This window comes from Streptomyces sp. NPDC032721 (genome assembly GCF_055579625.1).
In genome coordinates, this window is record NZ_JBVIMX010000011.1 from 113,874 (window position 1) to 136,726 (window position 22,853).

Sequence of the window (22,853 nt, forward strand, 5' to 3'; positions counted from 1 at the left end):
TCATGCGTCCAATGCACAAACCCGCGATAATTCATCCCATGCAGCATCAGCACAGCTCACAGCGTCGGCTGTCACCGAGTAGTTACGAAGAAGACATCCAAAGCAGGAGTACCGCCCAGGTACTGGCGCCGCGACTCGCCCAGTTCGCCGCGGTGGCCCGCCACGAGCACGTCACCCGCGCCGCCCACGAACTCGGCGTACCCCAGTCGACCCTCTCGCGGGCGATGGCCCGCCTCGAACAGGACCTGGACGTCGCCCTGTTCGCCCGCAAGGGCCGCACCCTCTCGCTCACCCCGGCGGGCCGCACCTTCCTCACCACCGTCGAGCGCGCCCTCGCCGAGGTCGAGAAGGCCGCCGATTCGGTCCGCGCGGACGCCGACCCCACCTCCGGCAAGGTCGCCTTCGGCTTCCTGCACACCATGGGCTCGGAAACCGTCCCTGCCCTGATCCGCGCCTTCCGTGCCGACCACCCCCACATCCGCTTCCAGCTCGTCCAGAACTACGGCGAGGCGATGCTGGAGCGCCTGCGGGCCGGCGAACTCGACCTCTGCCTCACCTCACCCGTCCCCGAGGCCCCCGATCTGGTTGCCCGACGCCTCGACGAGCAGCGCCTGCGCCTGGTCGTCCCCGACGACCACCGCCTCGCCACCCGCAAGCGGGTCCGCCTCGCCGAGGCCGCCGAGGAAACCTTCGTCACCCTGGAGCCCGGCTACGGTCTGCGCCGCATCACCGACGACCTGTGCGCCGAGGCCGGCTTCCGCCCGAGGGTCGCCTTCGAGGGCGAGGAGGCGGAGACCCTGCGGGGGCTGGTGGCGGCGGGCCTGGGCGTGGCCCTGCTGCCCCCGCCCGCGGTGGCCCGCCCCGGGGTGGTGGAACTGACGGTCACCGCCCCCAGGGCCGCCCGCGAGATCGGCGTCGCCTGGCTGGACGGCCACCCCGACACCCCACCGGTGGCCGCCTTCAAACGCTTCCTGCTCTCCCGGCGGGGCCACCTGCTCCCCACCTCCCTGACGGAAACCCTGGAAGCTCCTACGGACTGACCGCCAGCACCAGGTACGCCGCGAACAGCGACAGGTGCACGCCGCCCTGGAGCGTGGTCGCCCGCCCCGGTACGAGCGTCAGCGTGCCCACCGCCACGGTCAGCGCCAGCAGCACCAGGTGCGTGGCCCCGAGCCCGAGCAGCAGCGGCCCGTCCATCCAGATCGACGCGACGGCGACCGCCGGAATGGTCAGTCCGATGCTCGCCATCGCGGACCCGAGCCCCAGGTTGAGGCTGGTCTGTACGCGGTCGCGCCTGGCGGCCCGTACGGCGGCGATCGACTCCGGCAGCAGCACCAGCAGTGCGATCACCACACCGACCACGGACGCGGGCAGCCCGGCGGCGTCCACCCCGGCCTCGATGGTCGGCGAGACGCCCTTCGCGAGGCCGACGACGGCCACCAGCGACACGGCGAGCAGGGCGAGGCTGACGAGGGCGACGCGCCTGGTCGGCGGGTCGGCGTGGTCGTCCCCGTCCTCGTCGTTGATGACCTTCCCCTGCTGGGTGACGGGGAGGAAGTAGTCGCGGTGCCGGACGGTCTGCGTGAGCACGAAGAGTCCGTAGATCAGTACGGCGGCGAGGGCCGCGAAGATCAGCTGGGTGGGGCTGAACTCGGGGCCCGGCGCGCTGGTGGTGAACGTCGGCAGCGCCAGGCTCAGCCCGGCCAGCGTCGCCACCGCGCCGAAGGCGGCCACCGACCCCTCCGGGTTGAACACGGCCACCCGCCGCTTGAGCGCCCCGACCAGGAGCGAGATGCCGACGATGCCGTTGAGCGTGATCATCACGGCGGCGAAGACGGTGTCCCGGGCGAGCGACGCGCTCTTCTCGCCGCCATCGGCCATGAGGGTGACGATGAGCGCCACCTCGATGATCGTCACGGCGACGGCCAGCACCAGCGAGCCGAAGGGCTCGCCGACGCGGTGGGCGACGACCTCCGCGTGATGCACCGCGGCGAGCACGGCTCCGCCGAGGAAACACGCGAGCAGGGCGACTACGGGGCCCGGCATCTCCCGGCCCCAGGAGAAGGCGAGGAGGACGAGGGCGAGAACGGGGACGAGGGAGGCCCAGTGGGTGGGGCTGACGCGCTGATGACTGCTGGTGCTCATGCTCCCGAGGGTGTCAGAAGTGATCATATTCGGCCATGTCCGGCCGTATGCCACGGGCCCGCGAGAGCCCCGCGAGAGGCCACAGGCCCTACGACGGCTACCCCCGCCCGAACCCCAGCGCCAGCGGCATTCTCAGCCCCAGCGGCGGCGGAGCCGCCAGCGCGTCGGCGAGCGGGCGGGCGTACGGGCGGCCGAAGACCGCGCCCAGCACGAAGTCGGTGACCAGGGCACGGACCTCGGCCCGGTGCTGCCGCATGCCGTGGCCGTCGGAGTGGACCTCGAAGCGGCAGGTGTCCCGGTTGGCCTTCTTGGCCCGTTCCGCCAGCCGGAACGACAGCTCCGGATCGGCGCGTTCGTCATTGGTGCCGTGGACGACCAGGACCTGCCTGCCGACCAGCTGCCGTACCGGCTCGGCCTCGGCCGCCGCCCCCTCGGGCAGCCACGGCGCCAGCGCCGCCACCGCCCCGACCGCCTCGTGACCGGCCGCCCGCAGCGCCGCCCGGCCGCCCATGTCGAGGCCGGTCAGGCACACCGGTACGTCCCCGTACCGCCGTACGACCTCCTCCACCGCCCACCGCGCGTCGGCCGCCAGCCGTGCGGCGTCACCGTTCCACCCCCGGCCCCGGTAGCGCACCAGATGCACCGCCAGGCCCTCGGCGGCGCCCGCCGAGGCGAGCTCGCGGGCGAGCGGGCGGGCAGCCGCGTAGGCCCAGGGAGAGGGGCCCTTGGCGGACTCCGGCTCCCCGCCGGGGAGTACCAGCACCACCCCGGTCACCGTGCCCGAAGTCCCAACGGCCCGTCCCAGCCGGGCGGTCGGGCCCGGCTCGACTTGCTGTGTCATGGCAGAACAGTCTCAGAAGTCGAGATGGACTCCACCCGTCCGCACGGTCACTGTTACGTATCGACCGGGCGCGATCTACGCGCGTAGGGGCTACAGTGCCCAGATGACGAGCCAGACCACCCTCAACACGCCCACCGTGGACCAGATTCGCCGCGCACCGAAGGTGCTGCTGCACGACCACCTCGACGGCGGCCTGCGCCCCGGCACGATCGTCGAGCTCGCCCGCGAGAACGGCTACGAGAACCTCCCGGAGACCGACGCCGACAAGCTCGGCATCTGGTTCCGCGAGGCCGCCGACTCCGGGTCGCTGGAGCGCTACCTGGAGACGTTCGCGCACACCTGCGCCGTCATGCAGACCCGCGACGCACTGTTCCGGGTGGCCGCCGAGTGCGCCGAGGACCTCGCCGAGGACGGCGTCGTCTACGCCGAGATCCGGTACGCCCCCGAGCAGCACCTGGAGAAGGGCCTCACCCTCGAAGAGGTCGTCGAAGCGGTCAACGACGGCTTCCGCGAAGGCGAGCGGCGCGCCCGTGAGAACGGCCACCGGATCCGCGTCGGCGCCCTCCTCACCGCGATGCGGCACGCCGCCCGCGCCCTGGAGATCGCCGAACTCGCCAACCGCTACCGGGACTCCGGCGTCGTCGGCTTCGACATCGCGGGCGCCGAGGCCGGCTTCCCTCCCACCCGCCACCTCGACGCCTTCGAGTACCTCAAGCGCGAGAACAACCACTTCACCATCCACGCCGGTGAGGCCTTCGGACTGCCCTCCATCTGGCAGGCCCTCCAGTGGTGCGGCGCCGACCGCCTCGGCCACGGCGTACGCATCATCGACGACATCGAGGTCGCCGACGACGGCAGCGTCCAGCTCGGCCGCCTCGCCGCGTACGTGCGCGACAAGCGCATCCCGCTGGAGATGTGCCCCACCTCCAACCTGCAGACCGGGGCCGCCACCTCCTACGCCGAGCACCCCTTCGGCCTGCTGCGCAAGCTCCAGTTCCGGGTCACGGTCAACACCGACAACCGGCTGATGTCCGGCACCAGCATGAGCCGCGAGTTCGAGCACCTGATCGGCGCTTTCGGCTACACGCTCGACGACATGCTGTGGACCACGGTCAATGCGATGAAGAGCGCTTTCATTCCTTTCGATGAACGACTCGCCATGATCAGCGACGTCATCAAGCCCGGTTACGCCGAGCTGAAGTCGGAGTGGCTCTTCCAGTAAGCCACCCTGACCAGCGGTTTTACCGTACGGGAGCAACTGGTCTCAGGTGGATCACAAGCGGCCGGGAATATCAACTCCCGGCCGCTGAGTGGTGTTTGCGGGGCCCCTGGCGCTCTGACTAGCTTGCAGAGCCGCTCACTTCCCCCCCCATTTCTGAGGACGTTGTTTTCATGAAGCAGCTCTCTGCCAAGACCCTCGGTACCGCCGCCCTCGGCGCGGCCTTCGTCGCCGCCGCCGCAGGTTCGGCCAGTGCCGCGGCCGTCCCCGCCGTACCGGACGCGGCCGGCGCCCTCAGCGCCGTCACCTCGGCCCTCCCGGTCGACCAGGCCACCAAGGCCCTCCCGGGTGCCCCCGAGGCCCTGAGCGCCGGCAAGGACGCCCTCGGCAAGAGCGCCGCGACCGCCCCCACCGCCGCCGCGCAGGCCCTCCCCACCGGTGACAAGGCGGACCCGGTCAGCGGCCTCCTGGGCGGTCTGCCCACCAAGGGCCTGCCCACCGGCGCGGTCCCGGGCCTCGGCGGCTGATCCACCGGCCCGCCGAGCCGAGCACGCGAAAGGGGCGCACCTCCCGGACCGGGAGGCGCGCCCCTTTCACGTATCGCGTACGCACGTATCGCATACGCACACATCGAGTACGGACGGTTACCAGGCGGTCTTCGCCGTCTTCTCGCCCGGCAGGAAGACCCACAGTCCGAGGTAGATCAGGAACTGGGGTCCCGGCAGCAGGCACGAGGCCAGGAAGATCACGCGCATCGTGGTCGCGGAGGTGCCGAAGCGCCGTGCCAGCGCTGCGCACACTCCGCCGATCACACGGCCGTCGCGGGGGCGGACAAGTGCGGTCATGGCGGGCTCCTTCGCGAGCATCAGAGGCTCAGTGGGGGAACCTCCGTAGCGGGCTCCCGATGTCTTCCATACTCCCTCGGCAACGCCCTGACCGGCATCGCTCTACGGGGCGACGCCGACCCTGGAAATACTCGGGGTAGCCCCTACCCTCGTCTCGCCCTCAGTGAGGGGAGCACCCCCTACCCGAGTACGGGACGCCGCCCACCTGCGCCGCAGCCGGGCCCGCGACAGGGGTACGACGGCGAGGTGGGCGAGCGCCACCCCGACCGTGTTCAGCAGCAGCGAGTCGATGTCCACGACCTGGCCGGGCACCCCGGTCTGCCACAGCTCGATGCCGAGCGACAGCATCGCCCCGGCGGACACCGTACGGAGCAGGGAGACGAACGGCGTCGCGTTCAGCCGCCCGCCCGCCATCGGCAGCAGCACCCCCAGCGGCGCGAGCAGCAGCAGCCCCTCACCGATCCGGCGGGCCGCCTCCACGGGGCCCAGCGCCAGGTCGGCGCGGATGCCGGCCAGCGGCTGGAGATTGGGTGCGGTCACCCAGAGCACGTCGTCGAGGGGACGCAGGGTCACCCAGGCGACGAGCACGAGATGCGCGAGGAGGAGAAGACTCCCCGTCACGCGGAAGCGGATGACGGCACTGCTGCTCGGACCTGGACGCACGCCCCCCAAGACGCGGGGCGTGCGCGGATCGGTTCCCCGCGGACCGAAGTGGACCCGGAAGGTTCACCCCGAGGGCCCCTCAGGGCAGCCGCGGCGCCGACCCGGAAGGCTCGACGGGTGCCCCCGTCGCCGAGGCGGCCGACGCCGTCGGGCGCAGGTCACCGAGCGTCGGCACCCCCTCGGGCCGCGCCTTCAGTGCCGCCGTGCACTGGTACTTGCGCGGCGGGTCGTCCGAAGGGCCGCCCAGCTCCACCGAGCCCCCGCCGTCGTCCGCCGCGCTCCCCGAGTACGTACAGACGATCTGGGCCAGCGCGTGCGGCGGCAGGTCGTCGGGCTGGCGGCTGAGCCGCAGGGACTGGGCCGGATCGCCCTTCCGGGGCCCGGACACCGTCAGCGACCCCCGTACGTCCGTACTGAAACCGGCCTGCTCCTCCTGCTCGGAGGGCTCCTCCCGCAGCTCGTCGAGGAGCGCCCGCGCGGCCAGCATCCGGTCCGCCGCCATCTTCTCGGCGGACACGTTCACCACCCGCTGTACGGAGACCAGGCCGGCCCCGCAGACCAGGAAGACCCGCACCGTGGTGCCCGCCTCGGGACGGTCGGCGGCCGTCACTCCGGGCACGTCGCAGGACACCCGGGACGGCGCGGCGCCCGCGTCCACCGGCACCTGCGTGCTGCGGATCCCGCACCCGGCCACCGTGCCCGCGAGGGCGCCGAGCGCGGCGAGGGCGGCGGCGGTCCGCCGTCGTACGGACAGGGCTTTCGCGGCCGACGCGGTCATCAGGTCTCCTCCCGAACCGGGCCGTGGGCGGCTGCACCGTCGCCGGCACCGCTGTCGTCGCCCTCGCCGGGCTCCTCCGGCGACACGTCCCTGGGCAGCCGCAGCGTGAACACCGCGCCGCCCTCCAGGGAGTTCGCGGCGGTGATGGTGCCGCCGTGGATCAGCGCGTTCTCCATGGCGATCGACAGGCCGAGCCCGCTGCCCTCGGAGCGCGGGCGCGAGGCGCTCGCCTTGTAGAAGCGGTCGAAGACGTGCGGCAGGACGTCGGACGGGATGCCGGGGCCGTGGTCACGTACCTCGATCACCAGCTCACCGTCCACGGCCCGCACCGACACCCCCACCGGCGATCCGCCGTGCTTGAGCGCGTTGCCGACCAGGTTGGCCAGGATGACGTCCAGCCGGCGCGGGTCGAGCCGCACCATCAGCCCGCGCTCCGCGTCGAGCTCGACGGCGTCCAGCCAGGCCCGCGCGTCCAGACAGGCGGTCACCTGGTCGACCACGTCCACGTCGTCCAGCACCAGACGGGCCGTCCCCGCGTCGAAACGCGTGACCTCCATCAGATTCTCGACCAGGTCGTTGAGCCTGCGCGTCTCGCTCACCACCAGGTGCACGGCGGGCGCGATCATCGGGTCGAGGCTGTCCGCCTCGTCCTCCAGCACCTCGGCGACCGCCGTGATCGCGGTCAGCGGGGTGCGCAGCTCGTGCGACATGTCGGCGACGAAGCGGCGGCTCGCCTCCTCGCGCGCACTCATGTCGGCGACCTTCTTCTCCAGCTGGGCGGCCGTCCGGTTGAACGTCCGCGAGAGATCGGCCAGTTCGTCGGTGCCGGACACCCGCAGCCGGGTGTCCAGCTTGCCCTCGCCCAGCCTGCGGGCGGCGTCCCCCAGCCGCTGCACGGGTTTCAGTACGGTCGTGGCGGCGGCCTGCGCGAGCAGCGCGGACCCCAGCAGCGCCAGCCCCGTCGCGATCCCCAGCGACCAGGCCAGCGAATTCAGGTCGTCCCGCTCCTGCCCCAGCGAGGTCAGCATGTAACCGGTCGGCCCGCCGCCGATCACCTTGGCCCCGCCCACCAGGTAGGGGGTCCCGCCGTGCAGCTTCGTACGCACCCAGAACAGGTGGTACGGGTAGGCGTTGCCCGCCGTGACCGGCTGCGCCCGGTTCACCTGCTCCTGAAGCTTCGCCGGTACGTCGTCCAGGGTGAAGGCGTCCAGGTCCGAGTAGCCGACCACCGGCTTGCCGCCGTCCGTGCTGCCCACCAGCAGCACGCTGTAGCCGGGGCTGCTGCTCATCGCCGCCATCTGCTCGGCGGCGCTCTGGAGTTCGGACTGGGTGGGCTGGAGCGGGAGGGTGGCCACCCGGCTCTGCATGGACTGGCGGAAGTCGTTGAGGGCGCTGTCCTGGGTGCGGGTCAGGACGGCTTCCCGGTTGAGCCAGTACGCGATCCCGGCCACCGACACCGCCGCCGTCAGCGCCACCAGCGCGAACACCACCACGAGCCGCAGCCGCAGGCTGGTCCAGCGCAGCCCGGCGATCAGGGCGCGCTTCACCCGCGTACTCACGAAGGCGAGTCCAGCCGGTAGCCGACGCCCCGGACCGTACGGATCAGCGTCGGCGAGGACGGTACGTCCTCCACCTTCGCGCGCAGCCGCTGCACGCACGCGTCGACCAGCCGGGAGTCGCCGAGGTAGTCGTGCTCCCACACCAGCCGCAGCAACTGCTGCCGGGAGAGCGCCTGTCCGGGCCGCCGGCTCAGTTCGAGCAGCAGCCTCAGCTCGGTCGGCGTCAGCTGCAGGTCCTCGCCGTTCTTCGTTACGGTCATCGCGGACCGGTCGATCACCAGCGAGCCGAACGCCGCCGCGTCGTTGGCCTCCCGCTCACCGCGCCGCAGCACGGCCCGGATCCGCGCGTCGAGCACCCGCCCCTGCACCGGCTTGACCACGTAGTCGTCCGCACCGGACTCAAGACCGACCACCACATCGATGTCGTCACTGCGTGCGGTCAGCAGGATGATGGGGAGTTGGTCGGTCCGTCTGATCCGCCGGCACACCTCGAAACCATCGATTCCGGGCAGCATCACATCCAGCACGATCAGATCGGGCCGCTGTTCGCGCAGCAGCTTCAGACCGTCCTCACCGGTTGCCGCCGTGGCAACACGGTGTCCCTGGCGCGTGAGCGACAGCTCAAGCGCCGTACGGATGGCGTCGTCGTCCTCGATCAGCAACAGGAAGGGCACCCGCTCATTCTGGCCCATGGGGGCGTACGAGTTCGACAGTTGGAGCGCTCCCATCGCCCGAACCCCATGTCGCAGCCGGTACGAACGCCCCGTTCCGCTTCCTCCCAGAGGTCAATCCGCCGCCGGGAACGGCCTTGTGACACTCGCCGGACACCGTGTCGCTGTGCCTGTCCGGGGGCTGGGCGGTGTGTGTCGGGTGGAGGTCGTGGGCGGTATGAACGGCTGGTTCCGGTTCTTTGTCGGGGGCAATTCAGCGCCTGGGGTGGGGGCTGTGACAGTCGACGGACACCGCGATGCTGTGTCTGCCCGGGGGCAACCCCCGGACCCCCGGCCGGTGCGGGGTCCGGGGTTCGGGGCGGTGTTGGGGGCTGGGCGGGGTGTGCCGGGTGGAGGTCGTGGGCGGTATGAACGGCTGGTTCCGGTTCTTTCTTGAGGGTGATCCGGGCCCTGTGACGCGGCTGTGACAGTCGACGGACACCGCGATGAAACTGCGCGGGCAAAGTCTTCTGCACACGGACCGATACGGACTCCACCGACGGGGGGCGCGAGATGAACGCACTGCACAGCACCAACTCAAGCGCAGTTGTCACGCGTCTCCACGACGTCGTACGGAGCATCGAGAAGTCCGGTGCTGTGACCGGGCGGGGGTGCGGTCGTGGCACCGGGCGTCAGCGGTCGTCTGCGTACAACACGTACATGACGGTCGTCGACGTGCCGGGGGGGAACACCGGGGGGAACGGGGAAGCTGCCGGGGGGACGCTCGGGGGAGCGTCGGCAGCACAGCCGGTGACGTACGGGGAGGGCTCGGGGGAGCGGGCACACGCCACTGCGGCGGAGGCGGAGTTCACCGCCTACGTCCAGGAGCGCCGCGCCTCCCTGTACGCGACCGCATACCACCTGACCGGCGACCGCTTCGAGGCCGAGGACCTGCTGCAGAGCGCCCTCTTCTCGACGTACCGCGCCTGGGACAGGATCAGCGACAAGGCCGCGGTCGGGGGCTACCTCCGCCGCACCATGACCAACCTGCACATCAGCCAGTGGCGCCGCCGCAAGCTGAACGAGTACCCGACGGAGGAGCTGCCGGAGACGGCTCTCGACACGGACGCCATGCGCGGCACCGAACTGCGCGCCGTCCTGTGGCAGGCCCTGGCCCGCCTCCCCGAACTCCAGCGCACGATGCTCGTCCTGCGCTACTACGAGGGCCGCACCGATCCCGAGATCGCGGACATCCTCGACATCAGTGTCGGCACGGTGAAGTCCAGCATCTGGCGGTCGCTCCGCCGGCTGCGCGAGGACGAGGTCCTCAGCTTCGGCCGTGACGAGGAAGAGTCCTTCGGCGAGCTGGTCGCCTGAAGGGCGTGAGGTGCTCGGGGACGAGAGCTGGTCGTCCCCGGGTCACGGGGGAACCGCCGTGTCGGGGGAGACGGCGGTAGCACGGGGGAACACGGGGGAAGCGGAGCGGGACCACGTCGGCCGGGGGGTCTGACGAGGTCCCGCTTTTCGCGTGCGCCGTGCCGTTCTCGGGTGCGGTGCTTCGTGCGCGATACGCCGATTCGTCGCGCGGTACGCGGCTTCCATGCGCGTCACGTCGCTTCCACGTGTGCCACGCGGCTTCCGGGCGCGCTACGCCGCAGGGTCTGCCGCGTTGACCGCAGGCGCCGGCTTGCCCGCCGGGACGGCCGCTCCGGGGCGCGCCGCCCCGGGACACCGCCCGGCTGCCGCCGCGGCCAGCCGTCCCAGTGCCTCGTCCTTGCCGCACGGATGCGCCCCCAGCGCCGCCTGCCGCGCCACGATGCCCCGCTCCGCCCGCATCAGCCGCCACCCCCGCCGCAGCAGGAACAGCACCGACTTGCGCCCCTCCCGCAGGTCCCGGGCGAGCCGCCGCCGGAAAGTGGTCGAAGGACGCCCCCGCAGACACAGCGCGTCCGCCAGCACCCCCAGGTCCCGGCAGCGCGCCACGATGTCCGCCGCGAAGATGCCCTCCGCGATGAACAGGGGCGTGCGCTCGATGTCGAGCGCCTCCTCGTCCACCCGTGAGCTGGTGGCGATGTCGTACACCGGCACGGTCGTACGACCGGTCCGGCAGAGCTGTTCGATGGCGGCGACCGCCTCGTCCGCGTCCCACGACAGCGGTGAGTCCCAGTCGATGTCCGTGGAGCCCGGCACCTGCGGCAGCGTCGGGTCGTCGCACTCCTTGTAGAAGTCGTCGAGCCGCAGCACGGGCAGGCCCGCCCGCGCGGCGAGGGAGGACTTTCCGGAGCCGGAGGGCCCTGCGAGGAGGACGACGCGGGCAGGTATGGGAGATGAGCTCACGGGAGACAAGTGTGCGGCATGGTCACCCTGCCGGTCTCCCCGGGCGATGTCGCAGACCTCATCCCGCCCGTCTCAACTACGCTGCGTACCCGACTGATCACCCCCGATCGCAGATGGGTAGCCCACCACATGGCACGTCACTCAGCCCCCAGGCCTCCGCGCCGCGCTCTGCTCCAGGCCGGTCTCACCGTGACCGCGGTCGGTGCGGCCCTCGCGGCCGGAGCCGGAGCGGCCCAGGCGGCTCCGGCCGTTCCCCTGGCCGGGGTCGGCCAGACCATCGACGACGTCGGTACGACGCCGGGCGAGGCCCTCACCGACGCGCTCAAGCACTCCGCGGCCGCCGGCCTCGGCCCGGCCCAGAGCCTGCGCCTGGACCCGCTGGCGGGCACGGACGTGGACCCCCTGAACAACACGGTCGGCACCCAGGTGGCCGACTTCAAGCCGGTCTCCACGAGCGCCGCCACGGGCGCGCTGGCGAGCGGGGGCGCGCTGAAGGACCTCCCGGTCGCGAGCGAGGTCGCGAACCTGCTGCCGGGCTGAGAGCTCCCGGCCCCGCCGCCGCGCCCGGGCCGCTAGGACGCCAGGAGCACGATCAGGGCGATCAGGCCCACCACGCACGGGGCGATGACCTCGAACGCCCAGCGGACCGAGGCCTTGCCCTGTGCGCCCGGCCGGGTCGCGTTCGTCTCGGCGAGCTCCTGGAGGTCGCGGACAGTCTGGTCGCTCGCGGCCAGGTGGCTCGTCGAGGGGGCCCGCCCCAGGGACGTACGGCTGTTGCTGGGGTCGTCCGCGGCGGCGGCCCTCGCCTGGTTGCGGACCGCCTTCTTCCGCTGCCGGAGCGAGACGGGCACGGCCCACAGCTGGTACTTGGCGCCGTCGGCCAGGACCTCGCTGGAGTAACCGGTGCGGACCGCGTCCACGACCGACCAGGGCAGCACGATCGTCCGGAACGGGTTGCGGATCCGCAGCCGGTCGTCGTTCGCGTACACCGCAGGGCGCACCAGGAACGCGACCACCAGCGGCACCGCGAACAGCAGCCCCGCCAGAACCGTCCACACCGTCCGCGCCTCGCTCTTGAGCATCGCGTCCACCGCGAGCCAGGCCGCGACCGCGAGCATCAGGACGCCCCAGAAGACATTGGCGCCGGAACGGAAGACCCGGTCGGCGTAGACGGTCGTACCGTCCGCCGCCTTGTCCGCCGTCCTGCCGGCCGTCCGGTCCGTCGTCTTGTCCGTCGGCGCGTCCGCCGTTTCGGCCGCCGTTTCGTCCGTCGGCGCGTCCTTCGGGGCGCCCTTCGACTCGTCGGGGCCGTCGGCGGCGGGAGAGGGGCCGGTGCTTGTCATGCGCCCGATTCTGCCCGACGCCGGTTCAAGGGCGGGTCAGGGCATCCCCGACCGGTTCCCGGGCCGTCCCCCGGCCACCTCTTCCACCGCTCTTGCGATCCCTTCCGTTCTCAGGCTGTACAGGCCGCTACGCGCGTAGATATGCTCCAGTGGTGACCATGCCCCTCTCCGCATCCGCTCCCGCATCCGCATTTGTCGACGCGACCGCGTCCGACAGCGCACTGCGCCGCTTCCTGCACGGGCTGCCCGGCGTCGACGCCGTGGGCCTGGAGGCTCGCGCCGCCGCGCTCGGTACGCGCTCGATCAAGACCACGGCCAAGGCGTACGCCATCGACCTGGCCATCTCGATGATCGACCTGACCACGCTCGAAGGCGCGGACACCCCCGGCAAGGTCCGGGCGCTGTGCGCCAAGGGCGCCCACCCGGACCCCACCGACCGCACGACCCCCACGGTCGCCGCGATCTGCGTGTATCCCGACATGGCCGCCACCGCCAAGGAGGCCCTGGCCGGTACGGGGATCAAGGTCGCGTCCGTCGCGACCGCGTTCCCGGCGGGCCGCGCCGCCCTCCCGGTCAAGCTGGCGGACGTGCGTGACGCCGTCGAGGCGGGCGCGGACGAGATCGACATGGTGATCGACCGGGGAGCCTTCCTCGCCGGGCACTACCTCAAGGTCTACGAGGAGATCGTCGCCGTGAAGGCGGAGTGCGGGGACAAGGCCCGCCTCAAGGTCATCTTCGAGACCGGCGAACTGTCCACGTACGACAACATCCGCCGCGCCTCCTGGCTCGGCATGATGGCCGGCGCGGACTTCATCAAGACCTCCACGGGCAAGGTGGCGGTCAACGCCACGCCCCCCAACACCCTCCTGATGCTCGAAGCGGTACGGGACTTCCGCGCGCAGACGGGCATCCAGATCGGTGTGAAGCCGGCCGGCGGCATCCGTACCACCAAGGACGCGATCAAGTTCCTGGTGCTGGTGAACGAGACCGTGGGCGCGGACTGGCTGGACAACCACTGGTTCCGCTTCGGCGCCTCCAGCCTCCTCAACGACCTGCTGATGCAGCGTCAGAAGCTCAGCACCGGCCGATACTCCGGCCCTGACTACGTTACGGTGGACTGAAATGGCATTCGAGTACGCGCCAGCTCTGGAGTCGCGTGCGGTCGTTGACATCGCACCGTCTTACGGACTGTTCATCGACGGAGAGTTCGTCGAAGGCTCGGGTGAGGGTCTAAACAAGACGGTCAGTCCGTCCACCGAAGAGGTGCTGTCGGAGTACACGCAGGCCGGTGAAGCAGACGTCGACCGGGCCGTGAAGGCGGCTCGGAAGGCGTTCGAGAAGTGGTCTGCGCTGCCCGGCTCGGAGCGCGCCAAGTACCTCTTCCGCATCGCCCGCATCATCCAGGAGCGCTCGCGCGAGCTGGCCGTCCTGGAGACTCTGGACAACGGCAAGCCGATCAAGGAGACCCGCGACGCCGACCTCCCCCTGGTCGCCGCCCACTTCTTCTACTACGCGGGCTGGGCCGACAAGCTCGACCACGCGGGCTACGGCGCCAACCCCCGCCCGCTGGGCGTCGCGGGCCAGGTCATCCCCTGGAACTTCCCGCTCCTGATGCTGGCCTGGAAGATCGCCCCGGCGCTCGCCACCGGCAACACGGTCGTACTGAAGCCGGCGGAGACCACCCCGCTCTCGGCGCTCTTCTTCGCGGACATCTGCCGTCAGGCAGGGCTCCCTCGGGGCGTCGTCAACATCATCACGGGTGATGGCTCCACCGGCGCGGCCCTGGTCAACCACCCCGACGTCAACAAGGTCGCCTTCACGGGCTCGACCGCCGTCGGCAAGGCCATCGCCCGCTCCGTCGCGGGCACGAGCAAGAAGGTCACCCTCGAACTGGGCGGCAAGGGCGCCAACATCGTCTTCGACGACGCCCCCATCGACCAGGCCGTCGAGGGCATCGTCACCGGCATCTTCTTCAACCAGGGCCAGGTCTGCTGCGCGGGCTCGCGCCTGCTGGTCCAGGAGTCGATCCAGGACGAGCTGCTCGACGCGCTGAAGCGCCGTCTGTCCACGCTCCGCCTGGGCGACCCGCTCGACAAGAACACCGACATCGGCGCGATCAACTCCGCCGAGCAGCTCGCCCGGATCACCGCGCTCGCCGACCAGGGCGAGTCGGAGGGCGCCGAGCGCTGGTCCGCCCCGTGCGAACTCCCGTCCTCCGGCTACTGGTTCGCCCCGACGCTCTTCACGAACGTCACCCAGGCGCACACGGTGGCGCGGGACGAGATCTTCGGCCCGGTCCTGTCGGTCCTGTCCTTCCGTACGCCCGACGAGGCCGTCGCCAAGGCCAACAACACGCAGTACGGCCTCTCCGCCGGCATCTGGACGGAGAAGGGCTCGCGCATCCTCGCGGTCGCGAACAAGCTCCGGGCGGGCGTCGTCTGGGCCAACACATTCAACAAGTTCGACCCCACGTCGCCGTTCGGCGGCTACAAGGAGTCGGGTTACGGCCGCGAGGGCGGTCGCCACGGCCTGGAGGCGTACCTCGATGTCTGAGTCGACCGACGTGAAGCGCCTGAGCGTTTTCAAGACCTACAAGCTGTACGTCGGGGGCAAGTTCCCCCGTTCCGAGAGCGGCCGGGTGTACGAAGTGAGCGACAGCAAGGGCAACTGGCTGGCCAATGCCCCCCTCGCCTCCCGCAAGGACGCCCGTGACGCGGTCGTCGCGGCCCGCAAGGCCTTCGGCGGCTGGGCGGGCGCGACGGCGTACAACCGCGGCCAGGTCCTCTACCGCGTCGCCGAGATGCTCGAAGGCCGCCGCGACCAGTTCGTCCGCGAGGTCGCCGAGGCCGAGGGCCTCTCGAAGTCCAAGTCGGCGGCGGTCGTCGACGCGGCCGTCGACCGCTGGGTCTGGTACGCGGGCTGGACGGACAAGATCGCCCAGATCGCGGGCGGCGGGAACCCGGTGGCGGGCCCCTTCTTCAACCTCTCCACCCCGGAGCCGACGGGTGTGGTGGCGGTCGTCGCCCCGCAGGAGTCGTCCTTCCTCGGGCTGATCTCGGTGATCGCCCCGGTCATCGCGACCGGTAACACGGCGGTCGTGATCGCCTCGGAGAAGTCCCCGCTCCCCGCCCTCTCCCTGGGCGAGGTCCTGGCCACCTCCGACCTCCCGGGCGGCGTGGTCAACATCCTCACCGGCAAGCCCGGCGAGATCGCCCCCTCGCTCGCCGCCCACCAGGACGTCAACGCCATCGACCTCACGGGCGCGGGTGCGGGCTCCGACCTGGCACGCGACCTGGAGATCGCCGCGGCCGACAACCTGAAGCGCGTCCTGCGCCCGTCGGCCGATCCCGACTGGACGGCCCCCCAGGGCACGGACCGCCTGATCGCCTTCCTGGAGACCAAGACGGTCTGGCACCCGACGGGCTCCCTGGGCGCATCGGGCTCGGCGTACTGACCGGCCCAACGCCCTGACAGGCCGACAAGCCCCGCCTTCCCTCCCCGCCGGGGGGAAGGCGGGGCTTTCTCGTGCTCGCAGGTCGGCCGGTCGGGCCAAGATGAGGGCTTCCGCCGAGCATGTACCGCTCAATGGGGATCTGGTGAGGTTTCATCACTTTCGTTACGGAACCTCACGGAAGAGACCTCGATGAAGAGCTCCAGACGGGCCGCCGCGTTCGCGGCCGCCCTCGCCACCGCCGCCGCGCTGCTGAGCCCGGCGGCAGTCGCTGCCTCCCCGGCCGGTGACCCCGCGCCGCAGCCCGTGCAGCACAGTCAGAAGTGGGTCGACGCGCCCCTGGCCGACCGGGCGTCCTCGCGGGTGCTGCGGCTGGAGCAGCAGGCGCAGGAAACCCCGTCGTGGGACTGGGTGGCGGTGGCCGCCTCCGTCGCCGGGTACTACGGCAAGCCGGTCTCCCAGGCGGACCTGTGCCGCCGTACGGCTGCCGAGCACCCGTCGTACTCGTACGAGAACAACGGCACGGTGAAGAAGGCCGCCGGTGCGGACTGTGACCGGCGCGGCGGTGACATCCGCGACGTCCGCGACGCGCTGGAGACGGCCGGGGTCACCGGCAGCAAGGTGTCCGCGAGCAACTTCAGCTACCAGCGGCTGCGCAAGGAGATCGACGCGGGCCGTCCCGTCGTCGGCCACCTGGAGGCGCCGGGCAGCGACGTCACCCACACCCTGGTCGCCTACGGCTACAACGCCGCCAAGAACTGGATCTACTGGGCCGACTCCTGGCCCACCGCCTCCCGCTACAACTGGGGCGACTTCCGCACCGTACTGAAGAACTCCGAGTACCGGCTGACCTCCGTCCTGGTCGACGTCGGCCCCGGCAAGGCCCCCGACGCCCGCACCGCACTGCCCGCACCGCGCTCCGCCGTCCTGCCCGAGGGACTCGGCGGCGGCATGACCTTCGACGAGGCGCGCGACAGCTCCAAGACCGCCAAGCTGCTGCCCATCGCGATGCGCAAGCAGGAGCACGACCAGTGGTGCTGGGCGGCCAGCGGCTCCACCCTCGCCCAGTTCTGGGGCCGGCAGTTCACCCAGAACCAGTTCTGCAACATGGGCCACGGCAAGAGCGCCGACTCCTGGCTGCTCGACTGGCCCTGCGAGAACAACCCCGGAACCCTCAACCAGGAGCAGTCCGCCCTGCGTGCCGCCGGTGTGAACCCCGGCGAGCAGTACGCCAAGCCGCTCACCTTCGACCAGGTCAAGACGGAGATCGACGCCGGGCGCCCGGTCTACAGCGGCATCAGGTGGACCAGCGGCGGCGGCCACGCCCAACTGATCTTCGGGTACGACCAGGCCACCGAGTCCCTCTACTGGGGCGACCCCTGGATGACGGCGAACCGCTACAACTGGGCGCCGATCAGCTACTACACCAAGAACGACTCGTACCGCTGGAACCACGGCGTCAAGAACGTCTCGCGCGTCAAGCGCACCGCCGGGGTCTGAGGGCCCGGAGCGACCGGGAGGGGGTGCGGCCCCGGGGCCGCACCCCCTCCCGCGTCGTCAGGCCGCCGGGTGGGCGCGGAAGCGGTGGCGGTATTCCGTGGGGGTGGTGTTCAGGGTGCGGCGGAAGGCGCGGATGAGGGTGTCGGTGGTGCCGAAGCCGCAGGTGGTGGCGATGCGGTCGAGGGTGGCGTCGGTGGATTCGAGCTGGTTGCGGGCGCGTTCGACGCGGACCGATTCGACGTACGCGCTGGGCGTCATGCCGAGTTCGGACTTGAAGATGCGGGTGAGCTGGCGGTCGCCGACGTGGGCGTGGGCGGCGAGGTGGGCGACGGTCAGGGGCTGATCGATGTTGTCCATGATGTGCAGGCGCAGGTCCTCGATCCGGCGGGTGGTGGTGACCGGCTGGAGGGGAACGCTGAACTGGCTCTGGCCGCTGGGGCGTTTGAGGTACATGACCAGCTGACGGGCGATGCTCATCGCGACGGCCTCGCCGTGGTCGTCGGCGACCAGGGCGAGCGAGAGGTCCAGGCAGGCGCTGATGCCGGCGCCGGTCCATACGTTGCCCTCGCGGATGAAGATCGGGTCCGGGTCGACCTCGATCAACGGGTGCTCCGCGGCGAGCTGTTGGGCGGTCGACCAGTGGGTGGTGGCCCGCTTGCCGTCCAGGAGGCCGGCGGCGGCGAGCAGGTGCGCGCCGACGCAGACGGAGGTGACGCGGCGGGAGCGGGCGGCGAGCTTCTTGACCCAGGCGACGATGTGGGGGTCGGTGAGCGCGCGCACCCGCTGGCTGGTGTCGACGTCCACGGAGCCCGGCACCAGCAGGGTGTCGATGGGGAGGGCGGCGACCTCGTCGAAAGTGGCGTCGGGGAGGATGCGTACGCCCGCCGAGGTGGTGACGGGGTCGGTCGTCTCCGCGGCCAGCAGGACCCGGTAGCCCGCCGACGCGTCCCCCAACTCCCTTCGCAGGAGCGCGAACACCTCCGGTGGGCCGGTGACGTCGAGGAGGTCGACGCCCTCGAAGAGGAGGATGACGACGGTACGTTGCACGGCACTGGTGGCATCGGTGGGACTGGCGGGGCTCATGGTGTCTCCGGCGGTCGACGGGGCGAGCTCGATGTCGGTATCTGCATGTTAGATGGCATTGCCGACATGAGGGAAGGCTCGTAGCGTGGTGAGTGTGGCTCGCCGGTGACGGCGGTCACGGAACCCCCGACCACACCTCCCGAGGCGGTACTCCATGCCCAGAACCACCCTGCGCACCCTCAGCGGCCTGGACGAGACGCCTGCGACGCTCGCCGGCTCGACCCTGATCCTGGTCGACTACCAGAACACCTACGTGGGCGGAGTGATGGAGCTGGAAGGCTGGCAGGCCGCCCTCGACTCCGCCGCCGAACTCCTGGGCCGGGCCCGGGAAGCCGGGGCCCACGTCATCCACGTCATGCACGACAGCGGCCAGGGATCGCCGTACGACATCCGCGCGGAGATCGGCCAGATCCACCCGCGGGTGGCCCCGGTCGCGGGCGAGCCGGTCGTCGTCAAGGCGGCCCCGAACGGCTTCTTCGGCACCGACCTGGGCGAGCACGTCGACGCGGCGGGCAACGAGGACGTCATCATCGCCGGATTCATGACGCACATGTGCGTCACGTTCACCGCCGAGGGCGCCTTCCTGCGCGGCAACCGTCCCACCGTCGTCGCCGACGCGTGCGCGACACGGGCGCTGCCCTCCGTGGTGGGCGAGGTGTCCGCCGAGCAACTGCACCGCAGCGCGCTGGCCACGATCGGTGACATCTACGGCGTCGTCGTACCGGACGGGAAGTCACTGGTCTGAGCCGGCCAGGGACCACCCGCCGCACAAGCCCACGGGGGAACGAGGGGGGCACGGGGGAGCACGGGGGAACGGGGGATGAGAAAGGGAGCGCAGACACGGGGCTGCGCTCCCTTTTCGTCGTGCGTACGGGGCTTGTACGAGGCCCGTACAGGGGGCCGGACGGGCCGGTCAGATGCCGGCGGCCGCCGACAGGTCCCGCTTGATCGCGGCCAGCGTCTCCGCCGCCCGCTCGCGCGCCGCCGGGAGCGCGGACGTGTCCGCGACCGGGACGACGACCTCCAGGTAGCACTTCAGCTTGGGCTCGGTGCCGCTCGGACGCACGATGACCCGCGCACCGTCGAGGTGGTAGCGCAGACCGTCGGTAGGCGGCAGCGACTCCGTACCCCGGCTGAGGTCCTCGGCCGAGGTGACCGCCAGGCCCGCGAGGGCGGTGGGCGGCGTCTCGCGCAGCCGCGCCATGGCGTCGGCGATGATGCTCAGGTCCTCGACGCGCACCGAGAGCTGGTCGGTGGCGTGCAGGCCGTGGGTGACGGCCAGGTCGTCGAGGAGGTCGAGGAGGGTGCGGCCCTCCTCCTTGAGCTCGGAGGCGAGCTCGGTGATGGCCAGGGCGGCGGTGATGCCGTCCTTGTCGCGCACGCCGGCCGGGTCGACGCAGTAGCCGAGCGCCTCCTCGTACCCGTAACGCAGGTTCTCCACGCGGGCGATCCACTTGAAGCCGGTCAGGGTCTCCTCGTAGCCGATGCCCGCCTTCTCGGCGATCCGGCCGAGCAGGGAGGACGAGACGATCGACTCGGCGAAGACGCCCTCCGTCTCACCCTTGCGGACGATACGGGCGGCCAGCAGCGCACCCACCTCGTCGCCGCGCAGCATCCGCCAGCCGCCCTCGACGGCCGCGTCCGGGACGGCCACGGCGCAGCGGTCGGCGTCCGGGTCGTTGGCGACGATCAGGTCCGGGGCGGGCTCGGTGCGGCGGGCCGTCGCGAAGGCGAGGTCCATCGCGCCGGGCTCCTCCGGGTTGGGGAAGGCGACGGTGGGGAAGTCCGGGTCGGGCTCGGCCTGCTCGGCGACCAGCACCGGGGCGGGGAAGCCCGCGCGGGCGAAGGCGGCGAGCAGGACGTCCTTGCCGACGCCGTGCATCGCGGTGTAGACGGTGCGGGCGGTGCGCGGGGAACCGGCGGTCAGGACGGCGTCCGTACGGGCGAGGTAGGCCTCCAGCACCTCCTCGTCCAGGACGAACCAGCCCTCCTCGGGACGCGGTACGTCGGCCAGCGCCTCGACGGCGTCGATCTCGCCCGCGATCCCGGCGTCGGCGGGCGGCACGATCTGCGAGCCGTCGCCCAGGTACACCTTGTAGCCGTTGTCGCGCGGCGGGTTGTGGCTGGCCGTGACCTCGACGCCCGCGACGGCGCCCAGGTGCCTTATGGCGAAGGCCAGTACGGGGGTGGGCAGCGGGCGGGAGAGCACCGCGGCGCGCAGCCCGGCGCCGGTCATCACGGCCGCCGTGTCGCGCGCGAAGTCGGCGGACTTGTACCGGGCGTCGTACCCGATGACGACCAGGTCGTCGGTGGAACGGGCGTGGCCGGGCTGCTTCTTGAGGTACGAGGCGAGACCGGCGGCGGCGCGGATGACCACGGCGCGGTTCATCCGCATGGGTCCGGCACCGAGCTCGCCGCGCAGGCCGGCGGTGCCGAACTGGAGGGTGCCGGAGAAGCGGTCCGCGAGGTCGGCCGTGGCGTCGGCGTCACCGGCGGCGGTGTCGATGAGCTTGGCGAGCTCGTCGCGGGTCTCGGGGTCGGGGTCCTCGGAGAGCCAGGCGCGGGCACGGGCGAGGAGGGCCGAGGTGGGGTCCTGGGTCACGGGGTCGCCTTTCGGGGGCGGTGAGATCGGGCGGTGAGATCGGGGGGAGGGATCGGGGGAGAGAGGACGGGTGGGGCGGGGGCGGGTGGAGGGGGTGCCGGGGAACGAAGGAGGGCGGGCGGGGCAGCGGCCCTCTGGGGCCGTCTACCCGCGCCCGCCCCCGATGCCTCGGTCAGATGCGCTCCAGCACGCGCGCCAGCAGCGAGCCCATCCGGGCCGCCGAGTCGCGCCCCGCCTGGAGCACCTCCTCGTGGTTCAGCGGCTCGCCGGACAGACCGGCGGCGAGGTTGGTGACCAGGGAGATGCCGAGCACCTCGGCACCCGCCTCACGTGCGGCGATGGCTTCGAGCACGGTGGACATGCCGACCAGGTCGCCGCCCATCACGCGCACCATGTTGATCTCGGCCGGGGTCTCGTAGTGCGGGCCGGGGAACTGGACGTAGACGCCCTCCTCCAGGGTCTCGTCCACCTCCTTGCACAGTGCGCGCAGACGCGGCGAGTAGAGGTCGGTGAGGTCGACGAAGTTCGCGCCGATGATCGGCGAGGTGGCCGTCAGGTTCAGGTGGTCGCTGATCAGGACGGGCTGGCCGGGGCGCATGCCCTCGCGCAGACCGCCGCAGCCGTTGGTCAGGATGATGGTCTTGCAGCCGGCGGCGACGGCGGTGCGCACGCCGTGCGCGACGGCGGCGACACCGCGGCCCTCGTAGAAGTGGGTACGCCCGAGGAAGACCAGCGCGCGCTTGTCGCCGATCTTGTACGAGCGGATCTTGCCGCCGTGTCCGACGACGGCCGCCGGGGGGAAGCCGGGGAGCTCGGTGACGAGGAATTCGCTCTCCGGCTCGCCGAGGGCATCCACGGCGGGCGCCCAGCCGGAGCCCATCACGAGGGCGACGTCGTGGGTCTCGGCGCCGGTGAGCTCACGCAGGCGCGTGGCCGCGGCGTCGGCGGCGGCTTGGGGGTCCGTAATTACAGATGCGTTCACGCGGAAGAGGGTAGCCGGTCCGGCCCTACGCGCGTAGATGTCACGGCGGACGGCAACGTGATTGTTGCGTTGGAGGAAGTGACGAAGGGGTGGTGGGGGTGGGTGGGGCGGAGGTGGGGCCGGGGCGAGGGGTGCGACTCCGTCGGGGGCCGCCCCCTTGCCCGCCCGTTCCGCCCCCGGGGGGCGGCCCCGCCGCCCAAGGGGGCGGGGCAACGTGGGCGGCCCCGCCGCCTGAGGGGGCGGGGTCAGCAGGGGCGTTTGCGGAGTTCCATTACGTAGTCGTGGGGGGCGCCGGCGGATTCTGCGGCGTCGGCGATCTCGCCCAGGTAGCGGGCGGAGGGCAGGCCGCCCTCGTAGCCGTTGAGTACGTACATCCAGGTCGCCTCCTCCCCGTCCAGCGTGTGCACGCGCACCCGCATGCGGCGGTAGATGTCGAGGCCCACGCCCTCCCACCGGTCCATGGAGTCCTCGTCCATGGGGGCGATGTCGTAGAGCGCCACGAAGACCTGGGAGCGCGGCGCCTCGACCACCGTGGCGAGCGAGCCCTCCCAGCCCATCTGCTCGCCGCCGAAGGTGAGCCTCCAGTCGTTGAGCCATCCCGTGCCGCGCAGCGGCGAGTGCGGTGCGCGGCGGGACATCAGCCGCGCGTCGAGGTTGCCGGCGTACGCGGCGTAGAGCGACATGCGTCCGAGGGTACGGGAGGGGCGCCGCTCCCGTAGGAACGCCGGTGATCCCGTGCCCGGAACCCAGGAACAACGACCGCCGTCCCGTCCGGGTTCCCGTATGGAGGGCCCCGGGGCGAAGCCCGGGTCCGCGTGCGGGACAATGAAGTACGTACTGCACTCCTCCGGGGCG

At 71.6% G+C, this 22,853-nt stretch carries 23 protein-coding genes; 10 read left to right on the forward strand and 13 right to left on the reverse strand.

Translation table 11 applies throughout. The features are described 5' to 3' along the window. The first annotated feature begins 38 nt into the window (after positions 1-38). Positions 39-1,040 (forward strand): LysR family transcriptional regulator, encoded by a 1,002-nt coding sequence (locus ACZ5PB_RS23555; protein ID WP_468693696.1) that lies wholly within the window; start codon positions 39-41, stop codon positions 1,038-1,040. On the opposite strand, the gene ACZ5PB_RS23560 is transcribed toward ACZ5PB_RS23555, so the two are convergent. Together ACZ5PB_RS23560 and ACZ5PB_RS23565 are read right to left on the reverse strand one after the other, a co-directional pair. Continuing rightward, positions 1,030-2,145 (reverse strand): calcium:cation antiporter, encoded by a 1,116-nt coding sequence (locus ACZ5PB_RS23560; RefSeq protein WP_468693697.1) that lies wholly within the window; start codon positions 2,143-2,145, stop codon positions 1,030-1,032. The two genes, ACZ5PB_RS23555 and ACZ5PB_RS23560, sit on opposite strands and share 11 nt — an antisense overlap. A gap of 97 nt (positions 2,146-2,242) precedes the next feature. Next, entirely contained in the window at positions 2,243-2,986 is a 744-nt protein-coding gene (locus ACZ5PB_RS23565) for an alpha/beta hydrolase (RefSeq protein WP_468693698.1), read from the reverse strand. A 103-nt stretch (positions 2,987-3,089) separates the two neighbouring features. Between ACZ5PB_RS23565 and ACZ5PB_RS23570 the strand changes: the two genes are divergently transcribed. Next, a complete protein-coding gene (locus ACZ5PB_RS23570) occupies positions 3,090-4,208 on the forward strand; it encodes an adenosine deaminase (protein ID WP_468693699.1) in 1,119 nt (372 codons plus the stop codon). Positions 4,209-4,378: 170 nt separating this feature from the next. Continuing rightward, entirely contained in the window at positions 4,379-4,732 is a 354-nt protein-coding gene (locus ACZ5PB_RS23575) for an ATP-binding protein (RefSeq protein WP_468693700.1), read from the forward strand. Positions 4,733-4,849: 117 nt separating this feature from the next. Here ACZ5PB_RS23575 and ACZ5PB_RS23580 read toward each other — a convergent pair whose 3' ends face one another. The 5 genes from ACZ5PB_RS23580 to afsQ1 all read right to left on the reverse strand — a co-directional run bounded on the left by ACZ5PB_RS23580 (position 4,850) and on the right by afsQ1 (position 8,724). Beyond that, positions 4,850-5,050 (reverse strand): PspC domain-containing protein, encoded by a 201-nt coding sequence (locus ACZ5PB_RS23580; protein WP_398417384.1) that lies wholly within the window; start codon positions 5,048-5,050, stop codon positions 4,850-4,852. Positions 5,051-5,152: 102 nt separating this feature from the next. Next, positions 5,153-5,713: a VanZ family protein gene (locus ACZ5PB_RS23585; RefSeq protein WP_468693701.1), complete on the reverse strand. Its 561-nt coding sequence runs from the start codon at positions 5,711-5,713 to the stop codon at positions 5,153-5,155. Positions 5,714-5,792: 79 nt separating this feature from the next. After that, a complete protein-coding gene (locus ACZ5PB_RS23590) occupies positions 5,793-6,491 on the reverse strand; it encodes a hypothetical protein (RefSeq protein WP_468693702.1) in 699 nt (232 codons plus the stop codon). Further along, the gene (locus ACZ5PB_RS23595; protein ID WP_468693703.1) at positions 6,491-8,050 is read right to left on the reverse strand and encodes an ATP-binding protein; all 1,560 of its coding nucleotides are present in this window, start codon (positions 8,048-8,050) and stop codon (positions 6,491-6,493) included. Before ACZ5PB_RS23595 ends, ACZ5PB_RS23590 begins: the two co-directional genes overlap by 1 nt. Beyond that, positions 8,047-8,724 (reverse strand): two-component system response regulator AfsQ1, encoded by a 678-nt coding sequence (gene afsQ1, locus ACZ5PB_RS23600; protein ID WP_384358726.1) that lies wholly within the window; start codon positions 8,722-8,724, stop codon positions 8,047-8,049. Before afsQ1 ends, ACZ5PB_RS23595 begins: the two co-directional genes overlap by 4 nt. Before the next feature lie 549 nt (positions 8,725-9,273). Here afsQ1 and ACZ5PB_RS23605 point away from each other — a divergent pair. Further along, entirely contained in the window at positions 9,274-10,077 is an 804-nt protein-coding gene (locus ACZ5PB_RS23605; protein WP_468693704.1) for a SigE family RNA polymerase sigma factor, read from the forward strand. Positions 10,078-10,347: 270 nt separating this feature from the next. Here ACZ5PB_RS23605 and ACZ5PB_RS23610 read toward each other — a convergent pair whose 3' ends face one another. Next, positions 10,348-11,037, reverse strand: coding sequence for a uridine kinase family protein (locus ACZ5PB_RS23610; protein ID WP_468693705.1), 690 nt, complete (start codon positions 11,035-11,037; stop codon positions 10,348-10,350). 129 nt (positions 11,038-11,166) lie between these two features. On the opposite strand from ACZ5PB_RS23610, the gene ACZ5PB_RS23615 reads away from it, so the two are divergent. Beyond that, the gene (locus ACZ5PB_RS23615; RefSeq protein WP_468693706.1) at positions 11,167-11,577 is read left to right on the forward strand and encodes a hypothetical protein; all 411 of its coding nucleotides are present in this window, start codon (positions 11,167-11,169) and stop codon (positions 11,575-11,577) included. 32 nt (positions 11,578-11,609) lie between these two features. Here the strand turns inward: ACZ5PB_RS23615 and ACZ5PB_RS23620 are convergent, their stop codons facing one another. Further along, positions 11,610-12,380: a PH domain-containing protein gene (locus ACZ5PB_RS23620; protein WP_468693707.1), complete on the reverse strand. Its 771-nt coding sequence runs from the start codon at positions 12,378-12,380 to the stop codon at positions 11,610-11,612. A 158-nt stretch (positions 12,381-12,538) separates the two neighbouring features. Here ACZ5PB_RS23620 and deoC point away from each other — a divergent pair, with 158 nt between their 5' ends. From deoC to ACZ5PB_RS23640, 4 genes are all read left to right on the forward strand, one after another. After that, complete coding sequence (gene deoC, locus ACZ5PB_RS23625; RefSeq protein WP_468693883.1) at positions 12,539-13,501, forward strand: deoxyribose-phosphate aldolase; 963 nt, start codon at positions 12,539-12,541, stop codon at positions 13,499-13,501. 1 nt (position 13,502) lies between these two features. Next, entirely contained in the window at positions 13,503-14,933 is a 1,431-nt protein-coding gene (locus ACZ5PB_RS23630; RefSeq protein ID WP_468693708.1) for an aldehyde dehydrogenase family protein, read from the forward strand. Further along, positions 14,926-15,834 (forward strand): aldehyde dehydrogenase family protein, encoded by a 909-nt coding sequence (locus ACZ5PB_RS23635; protein ID WP_468693709.1) that lies wholly within the window; start codon positions 14,926-14,928, stop codon positions 15,832-15,834. The genes ACZ5PB_RS23630 and ACZ5PB_RS23635 overlap by 8 nt, the downstream gene beginning before the upstream one ends. A gap of 189 nt (positions 15,835-16,023) precedes the next feature. Beyond that, entirely contained in the window at positions 16,024-17,331 is a 1,308-nt protein-coding gene (locus ACZ5PB_RS23640; protein ID WP_468693710.1) for a papain-like cysteine protease family protein, read from the forward strand. Between the two features lie 57 nt (positions 17,332-17,388). On the opposite strand, the gene ACZ5PB_RS23645 is transcribed toward ACZ5PB_RS23640, so the two are convergent. Then, the gene (locus ACZ5PB_RS23645) at positions 17,389-18,414 is read right to left on the reverse strand and encodes a GlxA family transcriptional regulator (RefSeq protein ID WP_468693711.1); all 1,026 of its coding nucleotides are present in this window, start codon (positions 18,412-18,414) and stop codon (positions 17,389-17,391) included. 154 nt (positions 18,415-18,568) lie between these two features. Between ACZ5PB_RS23645 and ACZ5PB_RS23650 the strand changes: the two genes are divergently transcribed. Next, the gene (locus ACZ5PB_RS23650; protein ID WP_468693712.1) at positions 18,569-19,159 is read left to right on the forward strand and encodes a cysteine hydrolase family protein; all 591 of its coding nucleotides are present in this window, start codon (positions 18,569-18,571) and stop codon (positions 19,157-19,159) included. Positions 19,160-19,327: 168 nt separating this feature from the next. On the opposite strand, the gene ACZ5PB_RS23655 is transcribed toward ACZ5PB_RS23650, so the two are convergent. The 3 genes from ACZ5PB_RS23655 to ACZ5PB_RS23665 all read right to left on the reverse strand — a co-directional run bounded on the left by ACZ5PB_RS23655 (position 19,328) and on the right by ACZ5PB_RS23665 (position 22,681). Continuing rightward, positions 19,328-21,016 (reverse strand): phospho-sugar mutase, encoded by a 1,689-nt coding sequence (locus ACZ5PB_RS23655; protein WP_468693713.1) that lies wholly within the window; start codon positions 21,014-21,016, stop codon positions 19,328-19,330. A gap of 172 nt (positions 21,017-21,188) precedes the next feature. Next, complete coding sequence (locus ACZ5PB_RS23660) at positions 21,189-21,998, reverse strand: purine-nucleoside phosphorylase (protein WP_468693714.1); 810 nt, start codon at positions 21,996-21,998, stop codon at positions 21,189-21,191. A gap of 245 nt (positions 21,999-22,243) precedes the next feature. Further along, entirely contained in the window at positions 22,244-22,681 is a 438-nt protein-coding gene (locus ACZ5PB_RS23665; RefSeq protein WP_266659360.1) for a gamma-glutamylcyclotransferase family protein, read from the reverse strand. Positions 22,682-22,853: the final 172 nt, after the last annotated feature.